At 34.9% G+C, this 23,268-nt stretch carries 19 protein-coding genes; 15 read left to right on the top strand and 4 right to left on the bottom strand.

Translation table 11 applies throughout. The features are described from left to right. The first annotated feature begins 41 nt into the window (after positions 1 to 41). The 11 genes from KF816_16630 to KF816_16580 all read left to right on the top strand — a co-directional run bounded on the left by KF816_16630 (position 42) and on the right by KF816_16580 (position 14,771). Positions 42 to 851: a DUF4905 domain-containing protein gene (locus tag KF816_16630; protein ID MBX3009651.1), complete on the top strand. Its 810-nt coding sequence runs from the start codon at positions 42 to 44 to the stop codon at positions 849 to 851. Between the two features lies 1 nt (position 852). Then, positions 853 to 1,416 carry an AmmeMemoRadiSam system protein A gene (amrA, locus tag KF816_16625; protein ID MBX3009650.1) on the top strand — a complete coding sequence of 188 codons (564 nt, stop codon included), beginning with the start codon at positions 853 to 855 and terminating at the stop codon, positions 1,414 to 1,416. A 4-nt stretch (positions 1,417 to 1,420) separates the two neighbouring features. Further along, positions 1,421 to 2,239 carry an AmmeMemoRadiSam system protein B gene (amrB, locus tag KF816_16620; protein MBX3009649.1) on the top strand — a complete coding sequence of 273 codons (819 nt, stop codon included), beginning with the start codon at positions 1,421 to 1,423 and terminating at the stop codon, positions 2,237 to 2,239. Positions 2,240 to 2,376: 137 nt separating this feature from the next. Then, positions 2,377 to 2,889, top strand: coding sequence for a hypothetical protein (locus tag KF816_16615; protein ID MBX3009648.1), 513 nt, complete (start codon positions 2,377 to 2,379; stop codon positions 2,887 to 2,889). Positions 2,890 to 3,008: 119 nt separating this feature from the next. Further along, positions 3,009 to 5,465: a bifunctional aspartate kinase/homoserine dehydrogenase I gene (gene thrA / locus KF816_16610; protein MBX3009647.1), complete on the top strand. Its 2,457-nt coding sequence runs from the start codon at positions 3,009 to 3,011 to the stop codon at positions 5,463 to 5,465. 23 nt (positions 5,466 to 5,488) lie between these two features. Next, positions 5,489 to 6,421: a homoserine kinase gene (locus KF816_16605; GenBank protein MBX3009646.1), complete on the top strand. Its 933-nt coding sequence runs from the start codon at positions 5,489 to 5,491 to the stop codon at positions 6,419 to 6,421. Continuing rightward, a complete protein-coding gene (gene thrC, locus KF816_16600) occupies positions 6,421 to 7,719 on the top strand; it encodes a threonine synthase (GenBank protein MBX3009645.1) in 1,299 nt (432 codons plus the stop codon). Before KF816_16605 ends, thrC begins: the two co-directional genes overlap by 1 nt. Positions 7,720 to 7,890: 171 nt before the next feature. Further along, positions 7,891 to 10,989, top strand: a complete 3,099-nt coding sequence (locus tag KF816_16595) for a hypothetical protein (GenBank protein ID MBX3009644.1) — start codon at positions 7,891 to 7,893, stop codon at positions 10,987 to 10,989. A 14-nt stretch (positions 10,990 to 11,003) separates the two neighbouring features. Further along, complete coding sequence (locus tag KF816_16590; protein MBX3009643.1) at positions 11,004 to 11,840, top strand: alpha/beta hydrolase; 837 nt, start codon at positions 11,004 to 11,006, stop codon at positions 11,838 to 11,840. Between the two features lie 12 nt (positions 11,841 to 11,852). Further along, complete coding sequence (locus KF816_16585; protein MBX3009642.1) at positions 11,853 to 14,249, top strand: glycoside hydrolase family 127 protein; 2,397 nt, start codon at positions 11,853 to 11,855, stop codon at positions 14,247 to 14,249. Positions 14,250 to 14,270: 21 nt separating this feature from the next. Beyond that, positions 14,271 to 14,771, top strand: coding sequence for a hypothetical protein (locus tag KF816_16580; GenBank protein MBX3009641.1), 501 nt, complete (start codon positions 14,271 to 14,273; stop codon positions 14,769 to 14,771). Between the two features lie 68 nt (positions 14,772 to 14,839). Here the strand turns inward: KF816_16580 and KF816_16575 are convergent, their stop codons facing one another. The 4 genes from KF816_16575 to KF816_16560 are packed head-to-tail and all read right to left on the bottom strand — an operon-like array spanning position 14,840 to position 18,073. Further along, on the bottom strand, positions 14,840 to 15,583 hold the full coding sequence (locus KF816_16575; GenBank protein MBX3009640.1) for an SdiA-regulated domain-containing protein: 744 nt from the start codon (positions 15,581 to 15,583) through the stop codon (positions 14,840 to 14,842). Between the two features lie 2 nt (positions 15,584 to 15,585). Then, the gene (locus tag KF816_16570) at positions 15,586 to 16,254 is read right to left on the bottom strand and encodes a DUF4956 domain-containing protein (protein MBX3009639.1); all 669 of its coding nucleotides are present in this window, start codon (positions 16,252 to 16,254) and stop codon (positions 15,586 to 15,588) included. Beyond that, positions 16,254 to 17,006 carry a polyphosphate polymerase domain-containing protein gene (locus KF816_16565; protein MBX3009638.1) on the bottom strand — a complete coding sequence of 251 codons (753 nt, stop codon included), beginning with the start codon at positions 17,004 to 17,006 and terminating at the stop codon, positions 16,254 to 16,256. Before KF816_16565 ends, KF816_16570 begins: the two co-directional genes overlap by 1 nt. After that, positions 17,006 to 18,073 carry a hypothetical protein gene (locus KF816_16560; protein MBX3009637.1) on the bottom strand — a complete coding sequence of 356 codons (1,068 nt, stop codon included), beginning with the start codon at positions 18,071 to 18,073 and terminating at the stop codon, positions 17,006 to 17,008. The genes KF816_16565 and KF816_16560 overlap by 1 nt, the downstream gene beginning before the upstream one ends. 283 nt (positions 18,074 to 18,356) lie before the next feature. Between KF816_16560 and KF816_16555 the strand changes: the two genes are divergently transcribed. The 4 genes from KF816_16555 (at position 18,357) to KF816_16540 (ending at position 23,196) form a co-directional block, all read left to right on the top strand. Then, positions 18,357 to 18,677, top strand: a complete 321-nt coding sequence (locus tag KF816_16555; GenBank protein ID MBX3009636.1) for a hypothetical protein — start codon at positions 18,357 to 18,359, stop codon at positions 18,675 to 18,677. 8 nt (positions 18,678 to 18,685) lie between these two features. Then, the gene (locus KF816_16550; GenBank protein MBX3009635.1) at positions 18,686 to 19,534 is read left to right on the top strand and encodes an HDOD domain-containing protein; all 849 of its coding nucleotides are present in this window, start codon (positions 18,686 to 18,688) and stop codon (positions 19,532 to 19,534) included. Next, positions 19,534 to 21,657: a PAS domain S-box protein gene (locus KF816_16545; protein ID MBX3009634.1), complete on the top strand. Its 2,124-nt coding sequence runs from the start codon at positions 19,534 to 19,536 to the stop codon at positions 21,655 to 21,657. The genes KF816_16550 and KF816_16545 overlap by 1 nt, the downstream gene beginning before the upstream one ends. Before the next feature lie 93 nt (positions 21,658 to 21,750). Next, the gene (locus KF816_16540; protein ID MBX3009633.1) at positions 21,751 to 23,196 is read left to right on the top strand and encodes a glycine--tRNA ligase; all 1,446 of its coding nucleotides are present in this window, start codon (positions 21,751 to 21,753) and stop codon (positions 23,194 to 23,196) included. Positions 23,197 to 23,268: the final 72 nt, after the last annotated feature.

Raw genomic sequence — 23,268 nt, 5'->3', positions numbered from 1 at the left:
TATTTGGCGCTATTGGAATAAATTATATAAAATGGGAAATAATGGAAAAGCATTTTAATTATAATTCAAAACGACAGCTGTGGAGATTGTTGATTTCGGAGTATGATAAAATAATTATTGAATCGCGAGATATTACAACTAAGGAAGTGTTTTTTGATTGTTACGATTTAAATACTACTAAGACAGTCTTTAAGAATTTTCAGATGGAGGAAAAGTATTGGCTGGGGATCGATTCTGTGTATAAAAATATTATTTACTTTCATAGATTTCCAAAGCCAGATATGCCTCAGCATAAAGAAATAATTGCTTTTGATGTTGATTCCCAAAATGTTTTGTGGAGCAATTCAACATTAACATTTCATTTTGTTGCAGATGATATTGTTTACGCATACACTCAAGGATTTGAAGACAGAGATTATTTTGCGTTGAATTATCTATCAGGGGAGATTGTTGAAAATATTGGTCCGGATTACACAAGAATCAACTCACTGCGAAGCGAACAAGATAAATCTGCAAAGTGGGATAATTATCGTTACCCCGAAAAATTAACAGCAAATATTGATTTTTCTATTCGAGCATTGATTGAATCAATAACCAATAAATATAATGTCACCGGTGATGTTGAGCTAATCCACTATAAAACTAACCTGTTATTTTCCTTCAACTATGTGATTAAAGAGAATATCTATTCTAATATTTTTTTTGCGCTTGAATTCGATTCGGAGAAAGAATTAATAAAAGTTGAACTCAATGAAAAGGTTACAAGTTTATTTAACGATTCCTTCTTCATATTTAGAAACTTTTTATTTCTGCTAAAGGAAAAGAACGGTTTAATAATTTATAAGATATAAAATGAACCTGACTCACGAAGAAAAAACTATTCTCCTTTCGGCGGCCCGATCATCAATCGAATCAATTTTTAGCAAGATGAAAGTTGAAACTCCCGATTATGAAAAATATCCCTCTCTTAAAATAAACGCGGGTGCCTTTGTAACGCTTACTGAATATAATTCCTTGCGAGGTTGTATTGGATACATAATATCTGATCAGCCTCTTTTTGATACAGTTTGTGACGCGGCAATCCAAGCGGCGATACATGATCCACGATTTCCAAGATTATCGGAAAGCGAACTTCCTAATATAAAAATTGAAATATCTGTTCTATCCCCACCTTTCAAAATGCATTCTTATGATGAAATAGTAATTGGCAAACATGGTTTAATTCTTGAAGAAAATAGCGCGCGTGGATTGCTTTTACCACAAGTACCTATTGAACACAATATGAACCGCGATCAATTCCTTGATGCCATTTGTAAAAAAAGCGGTCTTCCAAAAAAATACTGGCAAACAAAACAATTAAAACTAAAGGGCTTTACAGCGGAAGTATTTAGTGAAGAAATTATATTGGGAGAATAGTACAATGAAAATAGTACGTGAACCCGTCGTCGCAGGTATTTTCTATCCCGATTCAAAATCAGAGTTGGAGAAAGAAATAAATTTACTTCTAGAGATCACAAAACCGGAAAAAAGATTTGAGCGAATTTTCGGCTTGGTTTCACCACATGCTGGATTTCCATATTCGGGTAAAACGGCAGCCTATGCATATAATACACTTATAGGTAAAGACTTTGATAAGGTAATAGTAATTTCTCCAAGTCACCGGGAATATTTTCCTGGAATTTCAATTTACAACGGAGAGGCATACAAAACTCCAATTGGTGAAATAAAATTAAATAAGGAAATGATAAATAAGTTGATCGAAGATGAGAGTTTCATATTCAAAGGAATCAATGGACACAGACAAGAACATGCGCTCGAGGTTCAGCTTCCTTTTCTTCAAACCGTTTTAAAAGAATTTACACTAATACCAATTGTAATGGGGGATCAGAGAAGAGAATATGTAGAGATACTGGCAGAGAAAATAGCTTCTGTTTATGATAATAAAACAATAATAATCGCCAGTTCGGATCTATCTCATTTTCACGATAGAAAAAAATCTAATAGCCTTGATGTTCAGGTTGAAAAAAATATCAGCACTATGAACTATGAAAAATTAATTGATGATCTCGAAAGAAATAAATGTGAAGCATGCGGTGGTGGTCCAATTTCAGTTTTACTTAGATCAGCGCATATCAAAGGATATAAGAATGCTGAAGTGCTATACAGAACTGACTCGGGTGAAACCACAGGAGATATGTCCGGAGTAGTTGGATATTTGAGCGCGGTTATTTATGCTTAATTTATTGCTGAGTTAAACTATTTTTCTTTTACATGAAAGGTCTTTTTATATTACATTTGCCGAGTAAAAATTATGCCACTTTATTTTTTACACACAAAGACTATTTTTACAATCGCTAGAAACAAATAGGAGAACAAATGAAGTTAAGAATATACTTTTTTATTACCGCCTTGTTCTTTGTATCTACCTTAAATTACGCGCAGAATAAAATTAGTTGTACTGTTGACGGAAAAGACTTTCCTGGAAAAGTAAGCAGCGCCCAATTAGTTACTATTGGTAACGACAAATTTATTCAGGTGCACGCCGATGCCGGAGATAAAATAATGCATCTCTATCTGAAAGAATCCAAATTACTAGAACAATTGCCGGTCGAGTTGGTTTATGTTCCAAGAGATGAAGAAAAAGGGGAATCTCCAGACGCTGAATTAATTTGGGCTCCGGATGGTGCCGATGCCCCGCAGTGGAACTCTATCGAAGGTAAGGCAATTGTAGAAATCTATGATACAGCAAACAGAACCGTTAGCGGAAGTTTTCAGTTTACAGTTGAAAAACATACATACAGCTCACGTAAAGATAAACCTCGCCCTAAAGCTGAAATTGAGAATGGAAAATTTGAGAATATAACATTTGCACCAGAGCTAGAGAAGTAAGTTATAACTTACTTCTCTTTTTCTCGTCAGATTCCAAAATTTAATTTATTTGAATCATTTCGATTAACCCTAGTTTTTTTTATCATTCGCCCTAAATTTTCAACAACTATGTAAATCTTATGAAAGTACTTAAATTTGGTGGTTCTTCGGTGGGTAATCCCGCAAGAATTGCTTCAGTCATTTCTATTTTAGAAAACTATATCGCAAAAAAAATTGAATTCGCAGTTGTTTTTTCTGCGTTTCAAACAGTAACCGATAAATTAATTGCTACTGCAAATAAAGCATTTAAACGCGATGAAACGTATCTGCATGATTTAAATCAGGTAAAATTAATTCATCACGAAGCGGTTCAAAAATTAATCAGTAAATCCATTACAGATTCTACCGCTTTTAAGGTTGCTGATCTTTTGCGTGAACTTGAAGAAGTATTGACGGGAGTATTTTTAGTTAAAGAGCTAACTCCACGTTCGCTGGATTTTATCATGAGTTTCGGAGAGAGGCTTTCCTGTACAATTATTGCAGATGCCATGAAAAGCAGAAATATAGATGCTGAATATTTGGACGCGAGAAAAATAGTTAAAACAGATGATAGTTTTGGAACAGCTAGAGTTAATTTTGAGAAAACCAACCTCAATATTGTAAATTATTTTTCTGAGCACAAAAGCATTCAGGTAATTACTGGTTTTATTGGTTCTACCGAGTTAAATGAAACAGCAACTCTTGGAAGAGGGGGATCAGATTATACGGCTTCAATTTTTGGTGCGGCATTAAATTCAGAGGAAATAGAAATATGGACAGATGTTGATGGAATTTTAACCGCTGATCCGCGCAAAGTTCCAAGCGCATTTTCTCTTGAATCGGTTACTTACTTAGAAGCTATGGAATTATCTCACTTTGGCGCAAAAGTAATTTATCCTCCTACTATGCGTCCCGCTCAACTTAGGAAAATACCAATCCGAATAAAAAACACATTTAATCCCGAACACAATGGAACATTAATTTCGGGAAAAGATACAGGTGGAGAATTTAGTGTTAAGGGAATTACTTCGATTGATGATATATCATTGCTTCAAATTTCGGGAAGCGGAATGGTGGGGGTAGTTGGAATCGCGTCAAGAATATTTAGCGCATTAGCGAAAGAAAAAATAAATATTATAATGATTACACAAGCCTCATCCGAACATACTGTGTGTCTTGCTGTGGCGCCTCAAAGCGGTGAACGCGCTAAAGCGGTTATTGAGGAAGAGTTTAAGTGGGAAATCCGTGACGGAATGATTGATGAAGTAGTAATTGAAAAGAATTTATCAATCATTGCAATTGTTGGCGAAGATATGAGACACACACCGGGTATCTCCGGAAAAGTATTTAAAGCCCTCGGTAGTAACGGTGTGAATATTATTGCTATAGCGCAGGGCTCATCCGAATTAAATATTTCAGTTGTTATAAATAAAAATACTCTTACTAAAGCAATGAATGTTTTGCATGATTCTCTTTTCTTCGATAAACAAAAGAATATAAATCTGTTTGTAGTTGGAACTGGATTGGTGGGTGGAGCCTTTCTCGATTTAATAGCGACTGAGAATATTTATCCTACTGATATCTCAAAAGCAAAATTAAAATTAATCGGTATCGCTAATATTGAGAAGATGGTTTGGGATAAAAAGGGAATGGATCCTAAAAAGTGGAGAAACTTAATTGATAACTCCACTGATAAATCAAATATTAAAAAGTTTATTGATATTATTAAAGAATTTGGTTTTTCTAATTCAGTGGTTGTTGATTGTACGGCGAGCAAAATTGTTGTTGAAAATTATTGTGATCTTCTTTTGCATGGGATATCGGTTGTAACACCAAATAAAATTGCGAATTCGCAAAACTTTGAGAATTATAAAGAATTAAGATCCTCTGCTAAAAAAGGAAAATCTCAATTTAGATACAGCACTAATGTTGGAGCGGCATTGCCAATCATCGGTTCTTTGCGAGAATTAATTACCAACGGTGATGAAATAATAAAAATTGAAGGCGTTCTCTCCGGAACATTGAGTTATATATTTAATTCGTTAAGAGAATCCTCAAAGTTCTCTGAAATTGTTAAAGATGCAAAATCTAAAGGATTTACTGAACCAGACCCACGAGATGATTTAAATGGTCTTGATATGGCACGAAAAATATTAATTCTGATGAGAGAGGTTGGAATTAATATGAATCTTGAAAATGTAAAAATTGAAAAGCTTATCTCCCCCGAAGCTGAAAAAGCAGCTTCAATTGACGAATTCTTCAAAATACTAAAAAAGGATGACGATAAATTTAATATGATGAAAGAAGAAGCATTAGCTGAGGGGAAAACATTGTGCTATATTGCAAAATATGAGAAGGGAGAAGCAAGTCTCAGCATACAAAAAATCGATAAGAATCATCCTTTTTCAAATTTACATGGAAGTGATAACATTGTAACATTTACAACAAAAAGATATTCCGTGCGCCCTTTAACTATACAGGGTCCGGGTGCCGGAGCTGATATTACCGCGTCGGGTATTTTATCTGATATTTTACGAATAGCTAATTCAATAAATTAAATTATAATGTAAATGGTATATTAATGGGAAATAAGAGTATTAAAATTAGTGCTCCCGGAAGCGTTTCAAATGTTGGCCCCGGTTTCGACATAATGGGATTCGCGTTAGATAGTCCGGTTGATGAAGTTGTCCTGCGGCTAAATACTAAAGGTAAAGTAGTAATAACAAAAATTACCGGCGATGGTGGAAAGATTCCATATGACATTACAAAAAACACGGCAACGGTTGCTCTTATTTCGATGATGAAAAAATTAAATGCCGGATTTGGCGTTGATGTTGAAGTAAGAAAAAAAATAGGTTTAGGTAGCGGACTTGGTTCCAGTGCCGCAAGCGCAGTAGCGGCTGTTTATGGTTTAAATGAACTGCTTGATCAACCCTTTAGTAAAGATGAACTGATTGAATTTGCGATGGATGGTGAAGCTGTAGCTTCCGGTTCTTATCATGCCGATAATGTTGCTCCATGTCTTTATGGTGGTTTTATAATTATAAAAAGCTACGATCCCCTTGATATTATTAGAATAAAAGCACCAAGTGATTTATGGTGTGCGGTAGTTCATCCTCAATTCGAAATTAAAACTTCGGAAGCTAGAAAAATATTACCAAAAGAAGTATTGCTGAAAAAGGCAATTAGTCAATGGGGAAATGTGGCGGGATTAGTGGCGGGATTAACCACAAGCAATTACAAGTTAATTGGAAGATCAATCAAAGATGAAATAATTGAGCCGGTTAGAGCTAAGCTTATAATTGGTTTTGATCAAATCAAAAAATCTGCAATCGATAATGGCGCGCTCGGCTGTTCCATTTCAGGTTCCGGCCCCTCTATTTTTGCTTTATGCGATTCTCAGATTACCGCTGTAAAAGTTGCAAGAGCAATGAGAACAACAGTAACAAAAACGGGAAATAGATCAAAAATTTATGTTTCTCAGGTTAATGAAGTTGGTCCAAAGGTAATTTGATGCGCTATTATAGTACAAGAAATAAAACAGAATTCAACTCATTTAAGGAAGCGCTTCTTGGAGGATTAGCTAAAGATGGGGGACTGTATATGCCGGAATCGATTCCCCGCCTTTCACAAAAATATTTTGATGAAATAGAGAATTATTCCTTTCAGCAAATTGCGTTGGAAATAGCAAAACACTTTATTGGTGATGAAATTCCCCAGGCTAAACTTGAGGAAATAATTTATGATGCAATAAATTTTGACGCTCCTTTAAATTACTTGACTGATGAGCTTGCGATTCTCGAATTGTTTCACGGACCAACGCTGGCTTTTAAAGATTTTGGCGCACGTTTTATGGCGCGAACAATGGAATACTTTGTTCGAGGGAATGATGATGAATTGGTGATTCTTGTTGCTACTTCGGGCGATACAGGAAGTGCTGTAGCCAATGGGTTTTTTGCTATTGAGGGAATTAAGGTTTATGTGCTTTATCCACAAGGAAAGGTAAGCTTTATTCAGGAAAAGCAGCTAACCACACTTGATAAGAATATAACAGCTGTAGAAGTTAAAGGTACCTTTGATGATTGTCAGAGACTAGTAAAAAGTGCTTTTGTTGATAATGATTTAAGAACAAAAGTAAATTTAAGCTCGGCAAATTCAATTAATATCTCACGACTCATTCCACAATCGTTTTATTATTTTAACGCTTACAGACAAGTAAAAGATAAATCAAAAAAAATAATTATATCTATACCCTCGGGTAATTTGGGGAATTTAACTGCTGGCTTGATAGCTAAAAAAATGGGATTGCCCATTTACAAATTTATTGGAGCTACAAATTCCAATAATGTTTTTACAGAATTTATTGAAACCGCAAATTTCTCCCCCCGCGAATCAGTGCTTACTCTTTCCAACGCAATGGATGTTGGCAACCCAAGTAATCTTGAGAGAATTAACGAGTTATATTCAAATAAAATTGAGTTGATTCGTGATGCGGTTTTTTCATCAAGCTTCGATGATAATTCTACTAAAGAGGGAATAAAAAACATTTACGAAAAATTTAATTATATAATTGATCCTCATGGTGCAGTTGGCTACTTATCGCTGATTGATTATGTTGATAAAAATAAGATTAGCAATTACACCGGCATTGTTGCCGAAACCGCACATCCCGCTAAGTTTAAAGACGCCGTTGAAGAAGTGATCGGCAGAGAAGTTAAAATTCCAATCCAACTCGCCGAATCGATTAATAAAGAAAAAAAATCAATTCTATTAGAAAACAATCTTGCCCATCTCAAAGAGATTCTATTGTAAATAAATTCTCTAGTTTAATACTCAGATTAAAAGATTTACTCCAATTGCTCGAGAATTACTTTACTGTGAAAAACCACACCTAATACTAATTGAAAAAACATGTTGAAAAGCTTTAGCAATTCGGATATTTTCAACTCTGAAAAACCAACCATAAAAATTTAGAGGAAAAAAATGAATCTCCCCGCCAGGATAATTCTAAACTTATTACTGCTCTTCTTTTTTTCAATTACAATTCCCGCTCAGATAATTGATACTGTTTTGTTCAATGGTATTGAGTATAGGGGAATAGGTCCATACAGAGGAGGGAGAAGTTGCGCGGTTTATGGTGTTCCTTCTAACCCAAATCTTTTTTATTTCGGCGCCACAGGTGGTGGAGTTTGGAAAAGTGAAAATGCGGGACAAACATGGGTAAGTATTTCGGATAAATCTTTCGGAGGATCGATTGGTGCTATTGCCGTTAGCACTTGGGATCCAAACATAATTTATGTTGGTACCGGAGAAGAAACTGTTCGCGGAAATGTTTCGAGCGGAAATGGAATGTGGAAAAGTGATGACGCCGGAAAAACTTGGAAGTTTATTGGACTCGAAGATTCACGACATATAAATAGAATAATTATTGATCCTAAAAATCCCGATATAGTTTATGCCGCTTGTCTTGGTCACCTTTATGGACCAAATGAAATGCGTGGAGTTTATAGAACAACAAATGGTGGAAAGAATTGGGAAAGAATTTTATTTGTTAATAACCAAGCCGGTTCAATCGAACTTGCTGTTGATCCTACAAACTCAAGAATACTTTACGCGGCAATGTGGCGTGTTATACGAACTCCATATAGTTTGGAAAGCGGTGGCGAAGGCTCATCGTTGTGGAAAACAGTTGATGGCGGAAATACCTGGAAAGAGATAACTAATAATAAAGGAATGCCAAAAGGAATTATAGGTAAAATAGGTGTTACGGTTTCTCCAGTAGATCCCAACCGAGTTTATGCAATTATTGAAAATGAAAACGGGGGTGTGTTTAGGTCAAATGATGGAGGAAATTCCTGGCAAAAAGTAAACGAAGATAGAAATTTAAGACAGAGAGCCTGGTATTATAAAAGAATATATGCTGATCAAAAGGATAAAGATAAAGTTTATGTTTTGAATGTTGGATTTTGGCGTTCTAAAGATGCTGGCAAAACCTTTGAAAATATAAATACTCCGCACAGTGATCATCACGATTTGTGGATAAATCCTAATAATCCTGATATAATGATTATTGGGGATGACGGTGGCGCTCAAGTTACTCTTGATGGCGGAAAGAATTGGAGTACATATCATAACCAGGCTACAGCACAATTTTATAGAGTTACCACTGATAATAATTTTCCATATAGAATATATGGGGCACAGCAGGATAATACGACTGTGAGAATTTTTCATAGAACTGATGGTGGTTCTATATCAGAAAAAGATTGGGAGGTTACTGCCGGATTTGAAAGCGGCTGGCTCGCGGTTGATCCAAATGATAATGATATTGTTTTTGGTGGAAATTATGGCGGACATATTTCAATGTTAAATCATAGAACAGGAGAGAGCCGCGTTGTTAATGTCTGGCCCGATAGCCCGATTGGGCATGGAGCCGAAGGAATGAAATATAGATTTCAGTGGAACTTCCCCCTAATTTTTTCTAAACATGATTCAAAAATATTATATGCCGCTGGCAATAGATTATTCAAAACCTCAAACGGCGGAGAAAAATGGGAAGCCATTAGTCCCGATTTAACCCGCAATGACAGCACAAAACTCAAATCATCTGGCGGACCAATTACAAAGGATAATACAAGTGTTGAGTATTATTGTACAATCTTTGCTTTAGCCGAATCACCTATCAAGTCTGGAATTATATGGAGTGGCAGTGATGACGGTTTAATTCATGTAACGACTGATTTTGGAAAAAACTGGAATAATATAACTCCTCCAAAAACCTTATTACCTGAATGGGCGCAGATAAATAGTATTGAAGCAGATCCCTTTAATGAAGGGGGATTATATATTGCGGCAACACGTTACAAACTTGATGACTATAAACCGTATCTTCTTAAAACAACCGACTTCGGTAAAACATGGAAACGGATTGATAAAGGGATTGATCAAAAACATTTTACTCGTGTTATTAGAGCTGATGCTTTTAAAAAAGGGTTGCTGTTTGCCGGAACTGAAGAGGGAATGTATATCTCATTTAATGATGGAGAGAGCTGGCAATCTTTTCAGCAGAATCTTCCAATTGTTCCAATTACTGATCTAACAATTAAGAATGAAGATTTAATTGTAGCAACACAAGGAAGATCATTTTGGATTATTGATGATATTTCTCCATTAAGGAATCTTGTAACTAAAGATTCAAAATATCATATCTATCAGCCAAGAAATGCGTACAGAATGAGAGGTGGTAATTCGAGTGATGGAATTACTTCGGGGAAAAATCTCCAGAGCGGTGTTCAATTCTATTATTACTTTAATGAAATGCCCGATAGTAATTTGGTTGAGTTAAAGATTAAAGATGAATCGGGGAAAATTATAAAAACTATAAAACCTAAAGCCAAAGAGAAGCCCGACCAACTGCCGATTAAAAAGGGTCTTAATAAATTTATATGGAATATGCGTTACCCCAACGCGGAAAAATTTGATGGAATGATTATCTGGGGAAGCGGCGGTTTAAATGGTCCTTTAGCTGTTCCGGGAAATTATTCAGCAGTTCTAGTTTATGATAAAGATTCCACACAAGTAAATTTTGAAATCTTGAAAGATCCTCGTGCTTCATCTTCGCAGCAGAATTTAGTAGAACAATTCGAATTTCTTATATCTGTAAGAGATAAACTAACCGAAACGCACAATGGAATTAAACAGATTAGAACCATCCGTAAACAAATTAATGACGCGGTAGATAAGTTTAATAAACTCCCAAACACAGATGAGATTAAAAAGAGTGGGGAATTAATTTCGAAAGAGTTAACCGCTGTAGAGGAAACACTCTATCAAACAAAATCGAAGAGCCCTCAAGATGTTTTAAATTTCCCGATAAGATTAAATGATAAACTTGCCGGATTGGCGAGCGATATGGCGCGCGGAGATTTTAGACCCACCGAGCAGGCGGTTGAATTAAAAAAAGAGTTGTTCGGCAAGATTGACGCTGAATTATTAAAATTAAAAAATGTAATCGAGAGTAAAATTCCTCTTTTCAATAAATTAATTAAAGAAGCAGAAATTCCGGCAGTAATTGTTCAATAATTAAAAGGATAGTTATGAAATCAAAAATTGTTTTGATAATCATTTTATGTTTAACAACACAGTTGTTCTCGATTGAATCAAAGGTAAAATCTAAAGATGGTGTTGAGATCGTGTTTTCAAAATATGGCGATGGAAAGCCCGCGATTGTTTTAGTGCATGGATGGAGCTGTGACCAATCATATTGGAAAAATCAAGTTGAAGAGTTAGCTCAAAATTATACGGTAGTAACTATTGATTTAGCAGGACATGGATTATCGGGTTTGGAAAGGAAAAATTATACAATGGATTTATTTGGAGAGGATGTAGCCGCAGTTGTAAATAGCCTAAAACTTAATAAAGTAATTCTAGCTGGTCATTCAATGGGAGGCTCAGTTGTTATTTATGCTGCGAATAAATTAAAGGATAAAACAATTGGAATCATTGGAGTTGATACTTTTCAATCATTGGGGGAGGAGTTTCCCGCCGAGCAACGTGAAGCTTTTCTGAAACCATTTAAAGAAAATTTTATTGAGACTGCAAAATGGTTTGTAGGAACCATGTTTCCTAAAAACGCTGATCCCGAATTGGTAAAAAGTATAATTGAAGATATGTCATCTGCGCCTTCTGAAGTAGCTCTCAGTGCAATGGAAAATATGTTTTCCGATAATGGAACTGAACAGTTAGCGCAGTTATCAGTTCCTATCATATCAATTAATTGTGATTTATGGCCGGTTGGTATAGAGAACAACCGGAAATTAGTAAAATCGTTTGAGCTAAAAATGATGGAAGGTTATGGACATTTTATAATGATGGAAAATCCAAAGATGTTTAATCTTCTCTTCACAGAATCAATAAACGAGTTAACAAAGTAAGAAGAGATTACAATGAAATTTCTATCATTATTATTACTAACCACCGCTACTCTATTTTCACAAGCAAACAGTGATTACCCAATTAAACCGGTTCCATTCACTAAAGTGCACATTAATGATGGATTTTGGTTTGATAGAATTGAGACCAACCGAAAAGTTACTATACCAACCTCAATTAAATTGTGTGAAGAAACAGGACGCACCGATAATTTTGCGATTGCGTGCGGATTAAAGGATGGTGAGTTTCAAACAAAATATAGTTTTGATGACTCAGACGTTTACAAAACAATTGAGGGAGCTTCATATTCTTTGATGCTGAAAGCCGATCCTCACCTTGAAAGAAAATTGGATTCACTAATAAGTTTAATTGGAAAAGCTCAAGAAGAAGATGGATATCTTTTTACCGCACGCACTATGAACAGCAAAAAGATGAAAAATCAAATTGGAGAGAAACGTTTTTCTAATCTTAGATGGAGTCATGAATTGTACAGCGCGGGGCATATGTATGAAGCGGCGGTGGCTCACTATATGGCGACAAATAAAAAAGCGTTTATTGATATTGCAATTAAAAATGCCGACTATCTTGTGCATACTTTTGGAGAAGGTAAAATTCAGATTCCACCCGGTCATCAGGAGATTGAACTGGGGCTGGTTAAATTATATAGACTGACAGGGAAAAGAGAATATTTAAATCTTGCTAAATTCTTTTTAGATATTAGAGGCAAAAAAATTAATGGACGTGAATTGTGGGGTGAGTACTGCCAGGATCATATTCCCGTAATAGAACAAACTGAGGCTGTCGGGCATTCTGTTCGCGCCGCATATATGTATTCTGCTATGGCAGATATTGCGGCAATTACAAGTGATGAAAATTATATGAATGCTCTTGATAAAATTTGGGAGAATGTTGTTCATAAAAAAATATACTTGAATGGGGGACTTGGATCAACCGGTTCTTGGGAAGGATTCGGAAAAGATTATGAACTGCCGAACGCGAGTGCATATAATGAAACATGCGCTTCAATCGCTAATATATTTTGGAATCATAGAATGTTTCTATTAAAAGGAGAAGGAAAATATATTGATGTGTTAGAACGAACACTCTATAATGGATTACTTTCCGGAATTGGAATCAGCGGCAATAAATTTTTCTATCCAAATGTACTTCAATCTTTTGGAACTCATGAAAGAGCATCCTGGTTTGAGTGTGCTTGCTGTCCCCCAAATGTTACACGTTTAATCGCTTCAATAGCGGGATACATGTACGCCGCTAGCAATAATGATCTCTATGTTAATCTTTATTCGGCTAATAATTCGGAGATTCAGCTTAACTCTTCAAAATTAAAATTAATTCAGCAAACAAATTATCCATGGAGCGGTGTTGTAAAATTAAAAATATCGGAGATAGAGGGGGTTGATAAAGTAAAGATAAATTTAAGAATTCCTGGTTGGGCAAGGAATGAAGCGCTCCCCGGTAATCTATACTATTTTGTTGAAAAATCAGATGAAAAATATTCAATAAAAATTAATGGCAAATTAATAGAATCAAGCGTTGAGAATGGATATGCTGCTTTAGAATCAAACTGGAAACAAGGAGATGAAATTGAATTAAATCTCCCAATGCCAATAAGAAGGGTAGCGGCACATCCTCAGGTGGAAGCAAATAAAGACCGCGTTGCGCTTCAAGTAGGGCCTCTAGTATATGCCGCAGAGTGGATTGATAATAATGGTTACACGAGAAATTTATTATTGAACAATAACGCTTTTTTAGAAAAGGAAGAGCAAACAAATCTTCTTAATGGAATGATTGTGATTAAAGGAAAATCTTTCGGTTATAAATTAGATTCAACTAAAGCATTATCGAGACAAGAACAGACATTTACCGCAATTCCATATTACGCGTGGGCGCACAGAGGAAAAGGAGAAATGAGCGTTTGGATTGCTAATAACGAAAATGCTGTTCGACCTTTACAGGCGGAGAGTATCTTAGCGAATGCAAAAATTTCCGTGTCGAATGGTAAGAATCCCGAAATTGTTTCTGATGGATTGGAGCCGGTGAAGTCAAATGATAATGATACACCAAAATTTCATTGGTGGCCTAGTAAGGGAACTACGGAATGGATTCGGTTTGAATTTGATAAGAAGCATGAAATTTCGAGCGTTGATATTTATTGGTTTGATGATACCGGCGAAGGGGAATGCAGAATCCCTAAATCATGGAAAGTTTTTTATCTTCAGGAAAATGATGAAATGCGGCAAGTGTACGCAACCAATAATGAACCCTATGGTGTGCAGAAAGACAAATACAACAGTGTTGAATTCGAAACAGTCAACACATCATCAATTAAAATAGTAATTGAATCCCAGCCGATTTATGCCGGGGGAATTTATGAGATAAAACTAAAATAATTATTAATTAAGGAGAATGTAATGTTTAGAACATTAAATGATTTTTATGAAGGCTGGAAATATGAAAGCGAGGCAACATTGAAAGTCCTTTCATTTTTAACTGATCAATCATTAACCCAAAAAGTTACTGAAGGTGGACGTTCGCTTGGTTTTATTGCCTGGCATATTACTAAAACAATCGGCGAAATGATGAGCAAAACCGGTTTGGCATTCCCCGATTTTAATGAAGAAGCTTCGGTACCAGCGCGGGCCATTTCTATAAAAGAGGAATATGAAAAATTGTCAAACTTAATGATTGAGCAAATAAAGGAAAAATGGAGTGATGAAATGCTTAATGATGAATTGAATATGTATGGCCAGCCATGGAAAAGATCAAGTGTACTGGATAGCCTCGTAGCTCATCAAAATCATCATCGCGGACAAATGACAGTGCTAATGAGACAAGCTGGATTAAAAGTACCGGGTATTTATGGTCCTTCTAAAGAAGAGTGGGAAACTTACGGGATGCCGGTTCAAGAATAATTTATTATCGCAAAATAATTCTTGATTAAGACAGTTATTCGAATTATAAAAAATACCGAACAGAGTAATTATTTTAATTTGTACTCGTACAGCGTAGCAAGAGAATCGTTTAATAAATAAAATGTTGATTTATCAGGGTGAACTGCAACCCCTTCAAACTTTGTGAATGGTAAATTATAGCTATTTATTGGTCCCTTCACCGGATCAAAAAAAGTAAGAGTTTTGCTCTCATCGCTCACTATATAGAATAAACCATCAACAAAATCGATACCGGTATAATCCTTTGCAAACTTCAATTCTTTCTCTTCTAATAAATTTAACTTTTTATCTAAAACATATATTGCGTCGGGATTTTTCTCATTTAGCAAATAAATGCGATTGTTGCTATCAATGCAAATTCCCTCGGGACCATTATTTGGTAGTCCAAATATATTGATGACCTTCTTCTTTAGTATTTCTCCATTCAAATTTAAATGTAGTATTGTTCTCTCTTTCTCTTCTGCAATCCATAATGTCGAGTCGGATCTGTCAAACGCAATTCCCTCAATATCATCTCCGGAATATTTTAATGTTCTTATAATATTTCCATTAAGGTCAATTAAATAAATTAGATTTGTTTTACCGCTAATTGTCCAAAGCGAATTATAATCTACGTTGAAAGAGATATCTGATGGTTCACCAAAAGATAATGGAATCGTTCTTTGAAGCGTAAGTTGCTTGATGTGGGAATCATCAGGCTCGGAATTGTTTGAGCAGCCAAACAAAATAAAAATAATGCTCGAGAAGAAAATAAAGAAAAGTTGTAGGCGCATAATCAACTATTTTCTTTATCGTAAAAAAGGTTTATGTTGTTTAAACCCTCAACTTTATGAAGTTCAGACACAACATCGCTGCCGGATACTTTTCTTTTAAGCATCACATAGTATGTGTAATCGGTGGCTTTTGTCTGATCATTGCTTTTGATACTTATTAATTCCGATTGGCGGCAAAGAGAATTTAGTTTTTTATTAACATCGTCGAATAAACTTCCGCTAAACGAAAATTGAAGGATATATTTGGCTGAACTGAAAAGATTTCCTTTATCTGCCGAAAAAATAATTAAAACAATCCCAAGCAAAAGAGAACCAATAATTGCTACTTTATGATAACCTACTCCTGCTGCCATACCAATTGCTAAAGAGAGGAATAGGTAGACTATATCTAGCGTATCTTTTACCGCTGTTCTAAACCTTATAATAGACATGGCGCCTACAAGTCCAAATGCCCGGGCTAAATTATTTCCAATTACCATTATTACTAAAGCAGTAATTGCAGAAAGAAAAATTATTGAATTAACAAAACTTTCAGAGTAGCCGGGGCCCTTGTATGTAAATCTGTATACGATAGATATAAAGTAACTGCAGATTATGCTTATAACAATATTTGTTATTATATCCGAAATTGTGGGAGAAAATAAATTAACTGATTGCAGATTCTCTATCATTAATAAACTCGTTTAATTTTGTTGAGAGTATTTTTACGCAGAACTGATTCATCAATTGAAAACGCATACTTGGATAATGATTGGCGTTGCAGGTGATATTTATTAATCAGCTCGGGCATCCAAAAAGGAAGTGCTTTGTAATATTTAACCTCTAGAATAAAGAAATTTGATAATGGATAGTCACTGAAAGTGTTGTTGAAAAGCTCATCTAATTTAATTGCTTTTGCTGTTCGTAAATTTTTATCGAAAGTAACTCTTAGGTTAGAACCAAACCGGCACTCAAATGCCTCTCTTTCATATGTTACTAAAGTTTTGGGCTTAAGCTGATGCATATGGTAGTAGTATAAAAAATTTGAAGGAAGCTCAAATTTATTCTGTTCTGTAGAAAATTCATCAAATATCTCTGAATCCATATCATTATTTAAATATGCATCAAGCTGAGAGAACAATATTTTAACCCGATCTTTGCTAATGTAATCAATACTTTTTCTTTTAATTTCTACAAATACAGTATCATTGCCTCGTGGTTCGTTATATCCTCTAACTCTAAATTTATTTCTCTCCTTTAGACCGGATAATTTTTCGTAATAACATATTAAATCCAGTGTATCGAAATAAATACTTCTAACTGTATATTCCTTATTTGGCTGAACCGATGCAAATTTATCATAATCTAAAAAAGGCATCAAATCTTTACGGATAGAATCTAGATATTGATTCGATACTAAATATTTATATTCTAGTCTTGCCATTAGTTCACGAAAAATTCTTTTAGATAATCAAGTAATGTAATCTTCCCAATTTTTACAGAACTTTCTAAAATCATTCCAGGTATTAATTTGTTTTTGACATTTGGAACAATTATCGAAGCATAAACTATCTGTCGTCCCATTAAAATTTTTACTTCATTAGAGACTCTTAATAATTGTCCTTTTAAAGTTGTATCAAGCGTAGGGAAATAAATACTAATTTTATCTCCCGGCTTGTATTTATAGTAATCTATCATTCTTACGGGAACATTTAAAATTACATCATCAAGGGTACTAACACTCAATAAAGTGTCTATTGAGCTATGGTTAAAGTTTATTCTTCCGCTTATTGGAGAAGTGATGGTGAGATTACTATTTCTATTTTTCAGAAGAGTAAGTTCATTTGATAACGATTTTATTTTAGACTTAATAAACTCAATCTCCTCTGGTTTGGCGCCGGTAGTTAATGTTTCAAGAGTAGATTTGGCAATTCTTTTTTCAAAATCGGCAAATTTATACTGCCACTCATCAAACTCAAAAAGTGATTTTGAAGTTAAATCCTTTTCAAAAAGTTGTTTTGACCGATCATATATAATTTTTTTTTCATTTAATCGCGCTTCAGCAAAATCGAGCTGGTTCTTTGCCTCAGCGATTGCCGCTTCCTTCTCTCCTGTCGAAATTAGTTCAATTTCTGCTTGGTTGACGGTTATTTCCCCTTCGAGCTGAATTATTCTCTCTTCAATTAATGAGGAACCGGCACGAAGAACTAACTCTCCTTTAGCTATTTTTTGTTTTTTCTGGACTGATTGATCAAACACGAGTTGAACCTCTTCTCCACGATCAAACTGTATCAATCGGTAATCTGTTATTCTGCCTAGTTCGTGATCGGTTACTTTAGATATTAATTGCCCTTGAGGATTGTGAAGCAAAACCCATTTTTTCTGAGGATATACTTCAAGATAGGTAGAAACACTCTGCGGAATAGTTATAAGATTGCCGAAAACCGCTAAAATTAATATCAAAACAACTAATCCTGCAGCGGATATAATTATTATTTTCTCTCTCTTCAATTTGTAAGAACTTGCAGTTTATGAAAAAAAATGTAACTCAACTTCTCCTTTTGAGTTCCGCTAAAATAAGAAAAAGTGCAAAACTTACACTAATTATTATAGAGGTACTTTCTCTTCTCCAACATTAATATTATATATGATAAAAAGATATTGCGTTCTTTGTACTCAATTCATTTTGATCAACAATGACTTAAATAATGATCGAAATATCTGTCTATTAATAGTATAAAAAATGCTCTTTTTTACGATAATAAAGGGAAAAATAATATTTATTGGAAATCTTATGGTTAAATCAATTGCTATTGAGAAGATAACGAGCGGGACAAAACTGGCATCAGATGTAAGAAATAAATATGGGCAGATCTTATTGGGCGCCGGAATGGAGCTCGATGAAAAGCATAAAAAAATATTTAAAATGTGGGGAATTGTCACAGTTGAAATTGAAGATAAAAAAACAGCAACTACAAATATTGAAGGGGATGAAGCACTTTTAGAAGAAGCAAAGAATAAACTTCAAAGCAGATTAAATTGGCAGCCATCAAATAGTATTGAAATCGATATATATGAGATGGCACTTCAAAAAATATTAAGCAAAATGAGTTAAAGGTAATAATGAATTTCGTTGAGAAACTTAAGAATAACATCAATAATCTTCCTACGTTGCCAACGGTATATGCCTCTATTTCGGAAGCTATGGCAGATCCTAATGCAAGAACAGAAAAAATAGCCCAAATAATTTCTGCAGATCAGGCTTCTGCTTTTAAAATATTAAAAGTAGCTAATTCTCCATTTTATGGATTTAGAGGAAAGATAGAAACTATTTCGCAGGCCATTTTATTTTTGGGATACGGAGAAATTAAAAATATAATTTTTGCCTTAACGATTATGAATTATTTCTCAAGGGATAAATCGGCACACAAATTTAATCCTGTAGATTGTTGGGCTCATTCAATAGGCGTTGGAATTATTTCTAGATATATCGGCTCGGTTACAGGTGAGCGAAATGTAGAAAATTATTTTTTGAGTGGAATACTGCACGATATTGGTAAAGTTCTCTTTTTTGAATTTGCTTCAAAAGAATATACTGAAGCTATAAAGTTGGCCGAGAGTAATAATATTTTAATACGTGATGCTGAACTTCAAATATTTGGTGTTGATCATTCAGCCGCCGGATCTATACTTTCTGAAAAGTGGAAAATACCCTCTTCAATTCAAAGCGTCATTAAAAATCACCACACGGGTATTGACAGAACTGAACACAAAAAGATTGTTGCCGCCGTTCACGTTGCCGATATTGCTGCCCGAGCATTAGGATTGGGTTATCCTGGTGATAATATTATTCCACAGCCAAATAAAGAAGTATTAACAATTCTAAATATTCCTCCCGGGTATTTCAATAGTATAAGTGAAGTAGTTCAGCAAGAATATGAAAACTTTATTCGACTTATGCTAGTAGACTAATGAATGCTTTTGAAAAAAATATTGCCAATAAATCCTTTCTCAAAATTATTGAGGAGTTGAATTCGTGGGATTATTCCGATAAAACGATGAATGAGATTATCTCCGTTGGGCTAAATCTCTTCAGAAATTTCCCCGAGTTTAATTCTGTATCTCTTTTTATGATCGACGAAAACACTTTTGATTTCCATCTTAAAATAACAACTGAAGAAAACTTCGACCATGTGAATGGTATTTTTAACGATGCCGTTGAGGATGGAACTGTTGCCAAAATACTTACGACAGGTCAAATCCTAGTTGGTAAAAAAAATAAATTTCTACCGGAGGGAATTATAGATATTTTTCTTCCGCTAATATCGGGCAATCAAGTTGTTGGAATAATTATTCTTTATATCAACGATGAATTAACAGATCATTATTCATTTTTTACCTTGTGTGAAGTTTACACACGGACGCTATCTCTGATTCTTTCGAATAGACAAAAGCAGATTGAAATTGATAGATTAAAAATTATTGCCGATCAAGCTCAATCGCAAAAAGTGAATAATGCCGTAAAAGATAAAAAAGCTCTAAACGCTATTCTAAATTCTCTAAATATTGGTATTATGATTGTTGAGCAGAAAACAAAGAAAATCTTAGATATTAATTTGTTTGGCGCAAATTTTATAGGAGTGGATAAAAACAAAATTATAGGATCACTTAGTTCCGACTATTTTTATTTTGCCGATGAAACCGGAAAAACTAAAATTGACGTAATTGCCAATGATTCTCTTCTTAAAAGAAAAGACGGTAAGCTTATACCTGTTATTCTTTATTCAACAACTCTTATTACGGGGGGCGTTACTTACAGTATAGAAAGTTTTATCGATATTTCAGAAAGAAAAAAAGCAGAAGATGCATTGCAGCTCGCAAGATTTCAACTTGAGCACCGTGTGGAAGAGAGAACTAAAGAGTTATTGGAGATTAATTCCAAGTTGGAACAAGAAGTATCGGATAGAAAAAAGGCGGAAGATGATTTACAGAAAATTTATTGGGCTGTTCATAATAGTCCCTCTGCAGTAATCATAACTGATACCGAAGGAATTATTGAATATGTTAACCCGCGATTCTGTTCTATTACCGGGTACAAATTTGAAGAGGTTGTTGGGCGTAATCCCCGTTTCTTAAAAGGTGGTGACTTAACCGATGAGCAATACAAAGTATTGTGGACAAGTCTTAAAAATGGCAGAGAGTGGAAAGGAGAATTTAGAAATCGTAAAAAAAATGGAGAACTATTTTGGGTCTCCGCATCAATTTCAGCTGTAATTAATGAAACTGGTGAAGCAACTCACTATATGGGATTGCAGGAAGATATTACCCGGCAGAAAAATAATTTCGAAGCATTGATATTGGCAAAGCAAGCCGCCGAGCAGTCGGACAGACTAAAAACCTCAATTATCGCTAATCTGAGTCATGAACTCCGAACCCCATTAATTGCTATTATGGGTTATTCTCAATTTATGATGAGCGAACTTGAAGAGGAAAGCATGCTGGAAATGGCAAGTGATATTAATCTATCCGGCAAGAGATTACTTAAAACGCTCAATAATCTTTTATATCTTTCTCACATAGAATCAATTTCTATGGAGCTTACGTTACTAAATACAAACATTGTGAATATAGTTAGTTCTGTTTTTGAAGATCACAAAAAATTAGCGATTGCTAAAAATCTCGATTACACTTTTGAAACTCAATCAAAAGGAATGTATTCTGCAATTGATGAGGAATTATTCAAGAATGCGCTTGAAAATATTGTTGATAACGCAATTAAATTTACACTTGCTGGAAAGGTGAAGATAAAATTGGAAACGGCTTTCTTTGAAAGAATTTTGTGGAACGTAATAATAGTAGAAGATACCGGTGTGGGAATTTCTCGGGATGAGATGAGTAAAATATTTGAGGCGTTTCAACAATTAAGTGAAGGGTATGCGCGCAGTTTTGAAGGGTGTGGTTTAGGATTAACTATTACACAGAAAATTATTGATATCTTAAGAGGAAGGCTTGTCATCGACTCTCAACCGAAAGAAGGTTCAAAATTTGCTATTTGGCTCCCCGCACAAAATTTGGAAGTAAAACCAGGTAATTAGATTTATCATTTCCCATCATAAACCTTTTTTAATCTTCTTCACCAATTTCTTATATTTGCGCCTAATTTTTAGAATATCAAATAGAGGTGTGCTATCGCAAAGGGTCAAAACGAAACAATAGAAAAAATTGTATCTCTTGCCAAAAGAAGAGGATTTGTTTTTCAATCGTCAGAAATTTATGGCGGATTAAATGGATGCTGGGATTACGGTCCGCTTGGCGTTGAACTTCTTAAAAATGTTAAAGAGGAATGGTGGAAGGCCATGACTTACCGCGAGGATGTTGAAGGACTAGACGCTTCAATATTGATGCATCCTAGAGTGTGGGAAGCAAGCGGCCATGTCGAAAATTTTACAGATCCAATGATAGACTGTAAACAATGTAAAGCCCGATTTCGTGTTGACACACTTGCAGAATTAATTTCAGATAAAAATAAAGAGAAAGCGTTGAAGGAATTTGATCCTACTACTCTTCATAACGAAGGAACACTTTCAGAAAAATTTGAAAAAATATTAGACAATACTGATGATTCAGTAAAACTGCTATCACTGCTCGGCTGCCCTCAATGCGGCAATAAAGGTACGTTTACACAACCCCGTAAATTTAATTTGATGTTCAAAACATTTTTGGGACCGGTGGACGATTCGGCTAATGTAATTTATTTACGACCGGAAACAGCTCAAGGTATTTTTGTAAACTTTTTAAATGTGCAAAATTCGAGTCGTCAAAAACTTCCTTTTGGGATTGCGCAGATTGGCAAGGCTTTTCGTAATGAAATTAATACTAAGAATTTCTTATTCCGTACCCGTGAATTTGAACAGATGGAAATGCAATATTTTTGCAAACCGGGAACCGATACAACACATTACGATGAATGGAAAGAAAGAAGAATTGAATGGTTTAAATCATTGGGTATGACTCCAACTAAATTACGGTTTCATGATCACCCGAAAGATAAACTCGCGCATTACGCTAAAAACGCTACAGATATTGAATATGAATTCCCATTTGGCTGGGGAGAGATTGAAGGAATTCATAACCGTACCGATTTTGATCTGGGAAGACATCAGGAATTTAGCGGAAAAAATCAGCAGTATTTTGATGATGAAACAAAAGAAAAATTTATTCCTTATATAATTGAAACATCTGCCGGGGCAAGCCGTTCATTTATGGCGTTTTTAGTTGATGCTTACTATGAAGAGGAAGTTAAAGGTGAAATGAGAAGTGTGCTTCGTTTTCATCCTAAACTTGCGCCAATTAAAGCCGCAATACTTCCTTTGGTCAATAAAGATGGAATGCCCGAAGTAGCTAGGAAAATTGAGGCGGATTTGCGTCCTTACCTAAGAATTTTTTATGATGATAAAGGAGCGGTTGGAAGAAGATACAGAAGAATGGATGAAGTTGGAACACCATTCTGCATTACTGTTGATACGCAAACAATGGAAGATCAAACCGTAACTATTCGTGAACGTGATTCGATGGAACAGATTCGAATTTCTATTGATAAACTTCTGGTTTATCTGCTGGAAAAATTGAGATAAAATTTTTACAGGGTTCGGAGTATGCTGCTACCGAACCCTGTATTTTTAATTTAACTGCTAAGATAATTCTGC

Source organism: Melioribacteraceae bacterium (genome assembly GCA_019638015.1).
Classification (GTDB): domain Bacteria; phylum Bacteroidota; class Ignavibacteria; order Ignavibacteriales; family Melioribacteraceae; genus JAHBUP01.
Note: the sequence above shows the minus strand (reverse complement) of the source record. Positions and strands in the feature narration are given on the sequence as shown.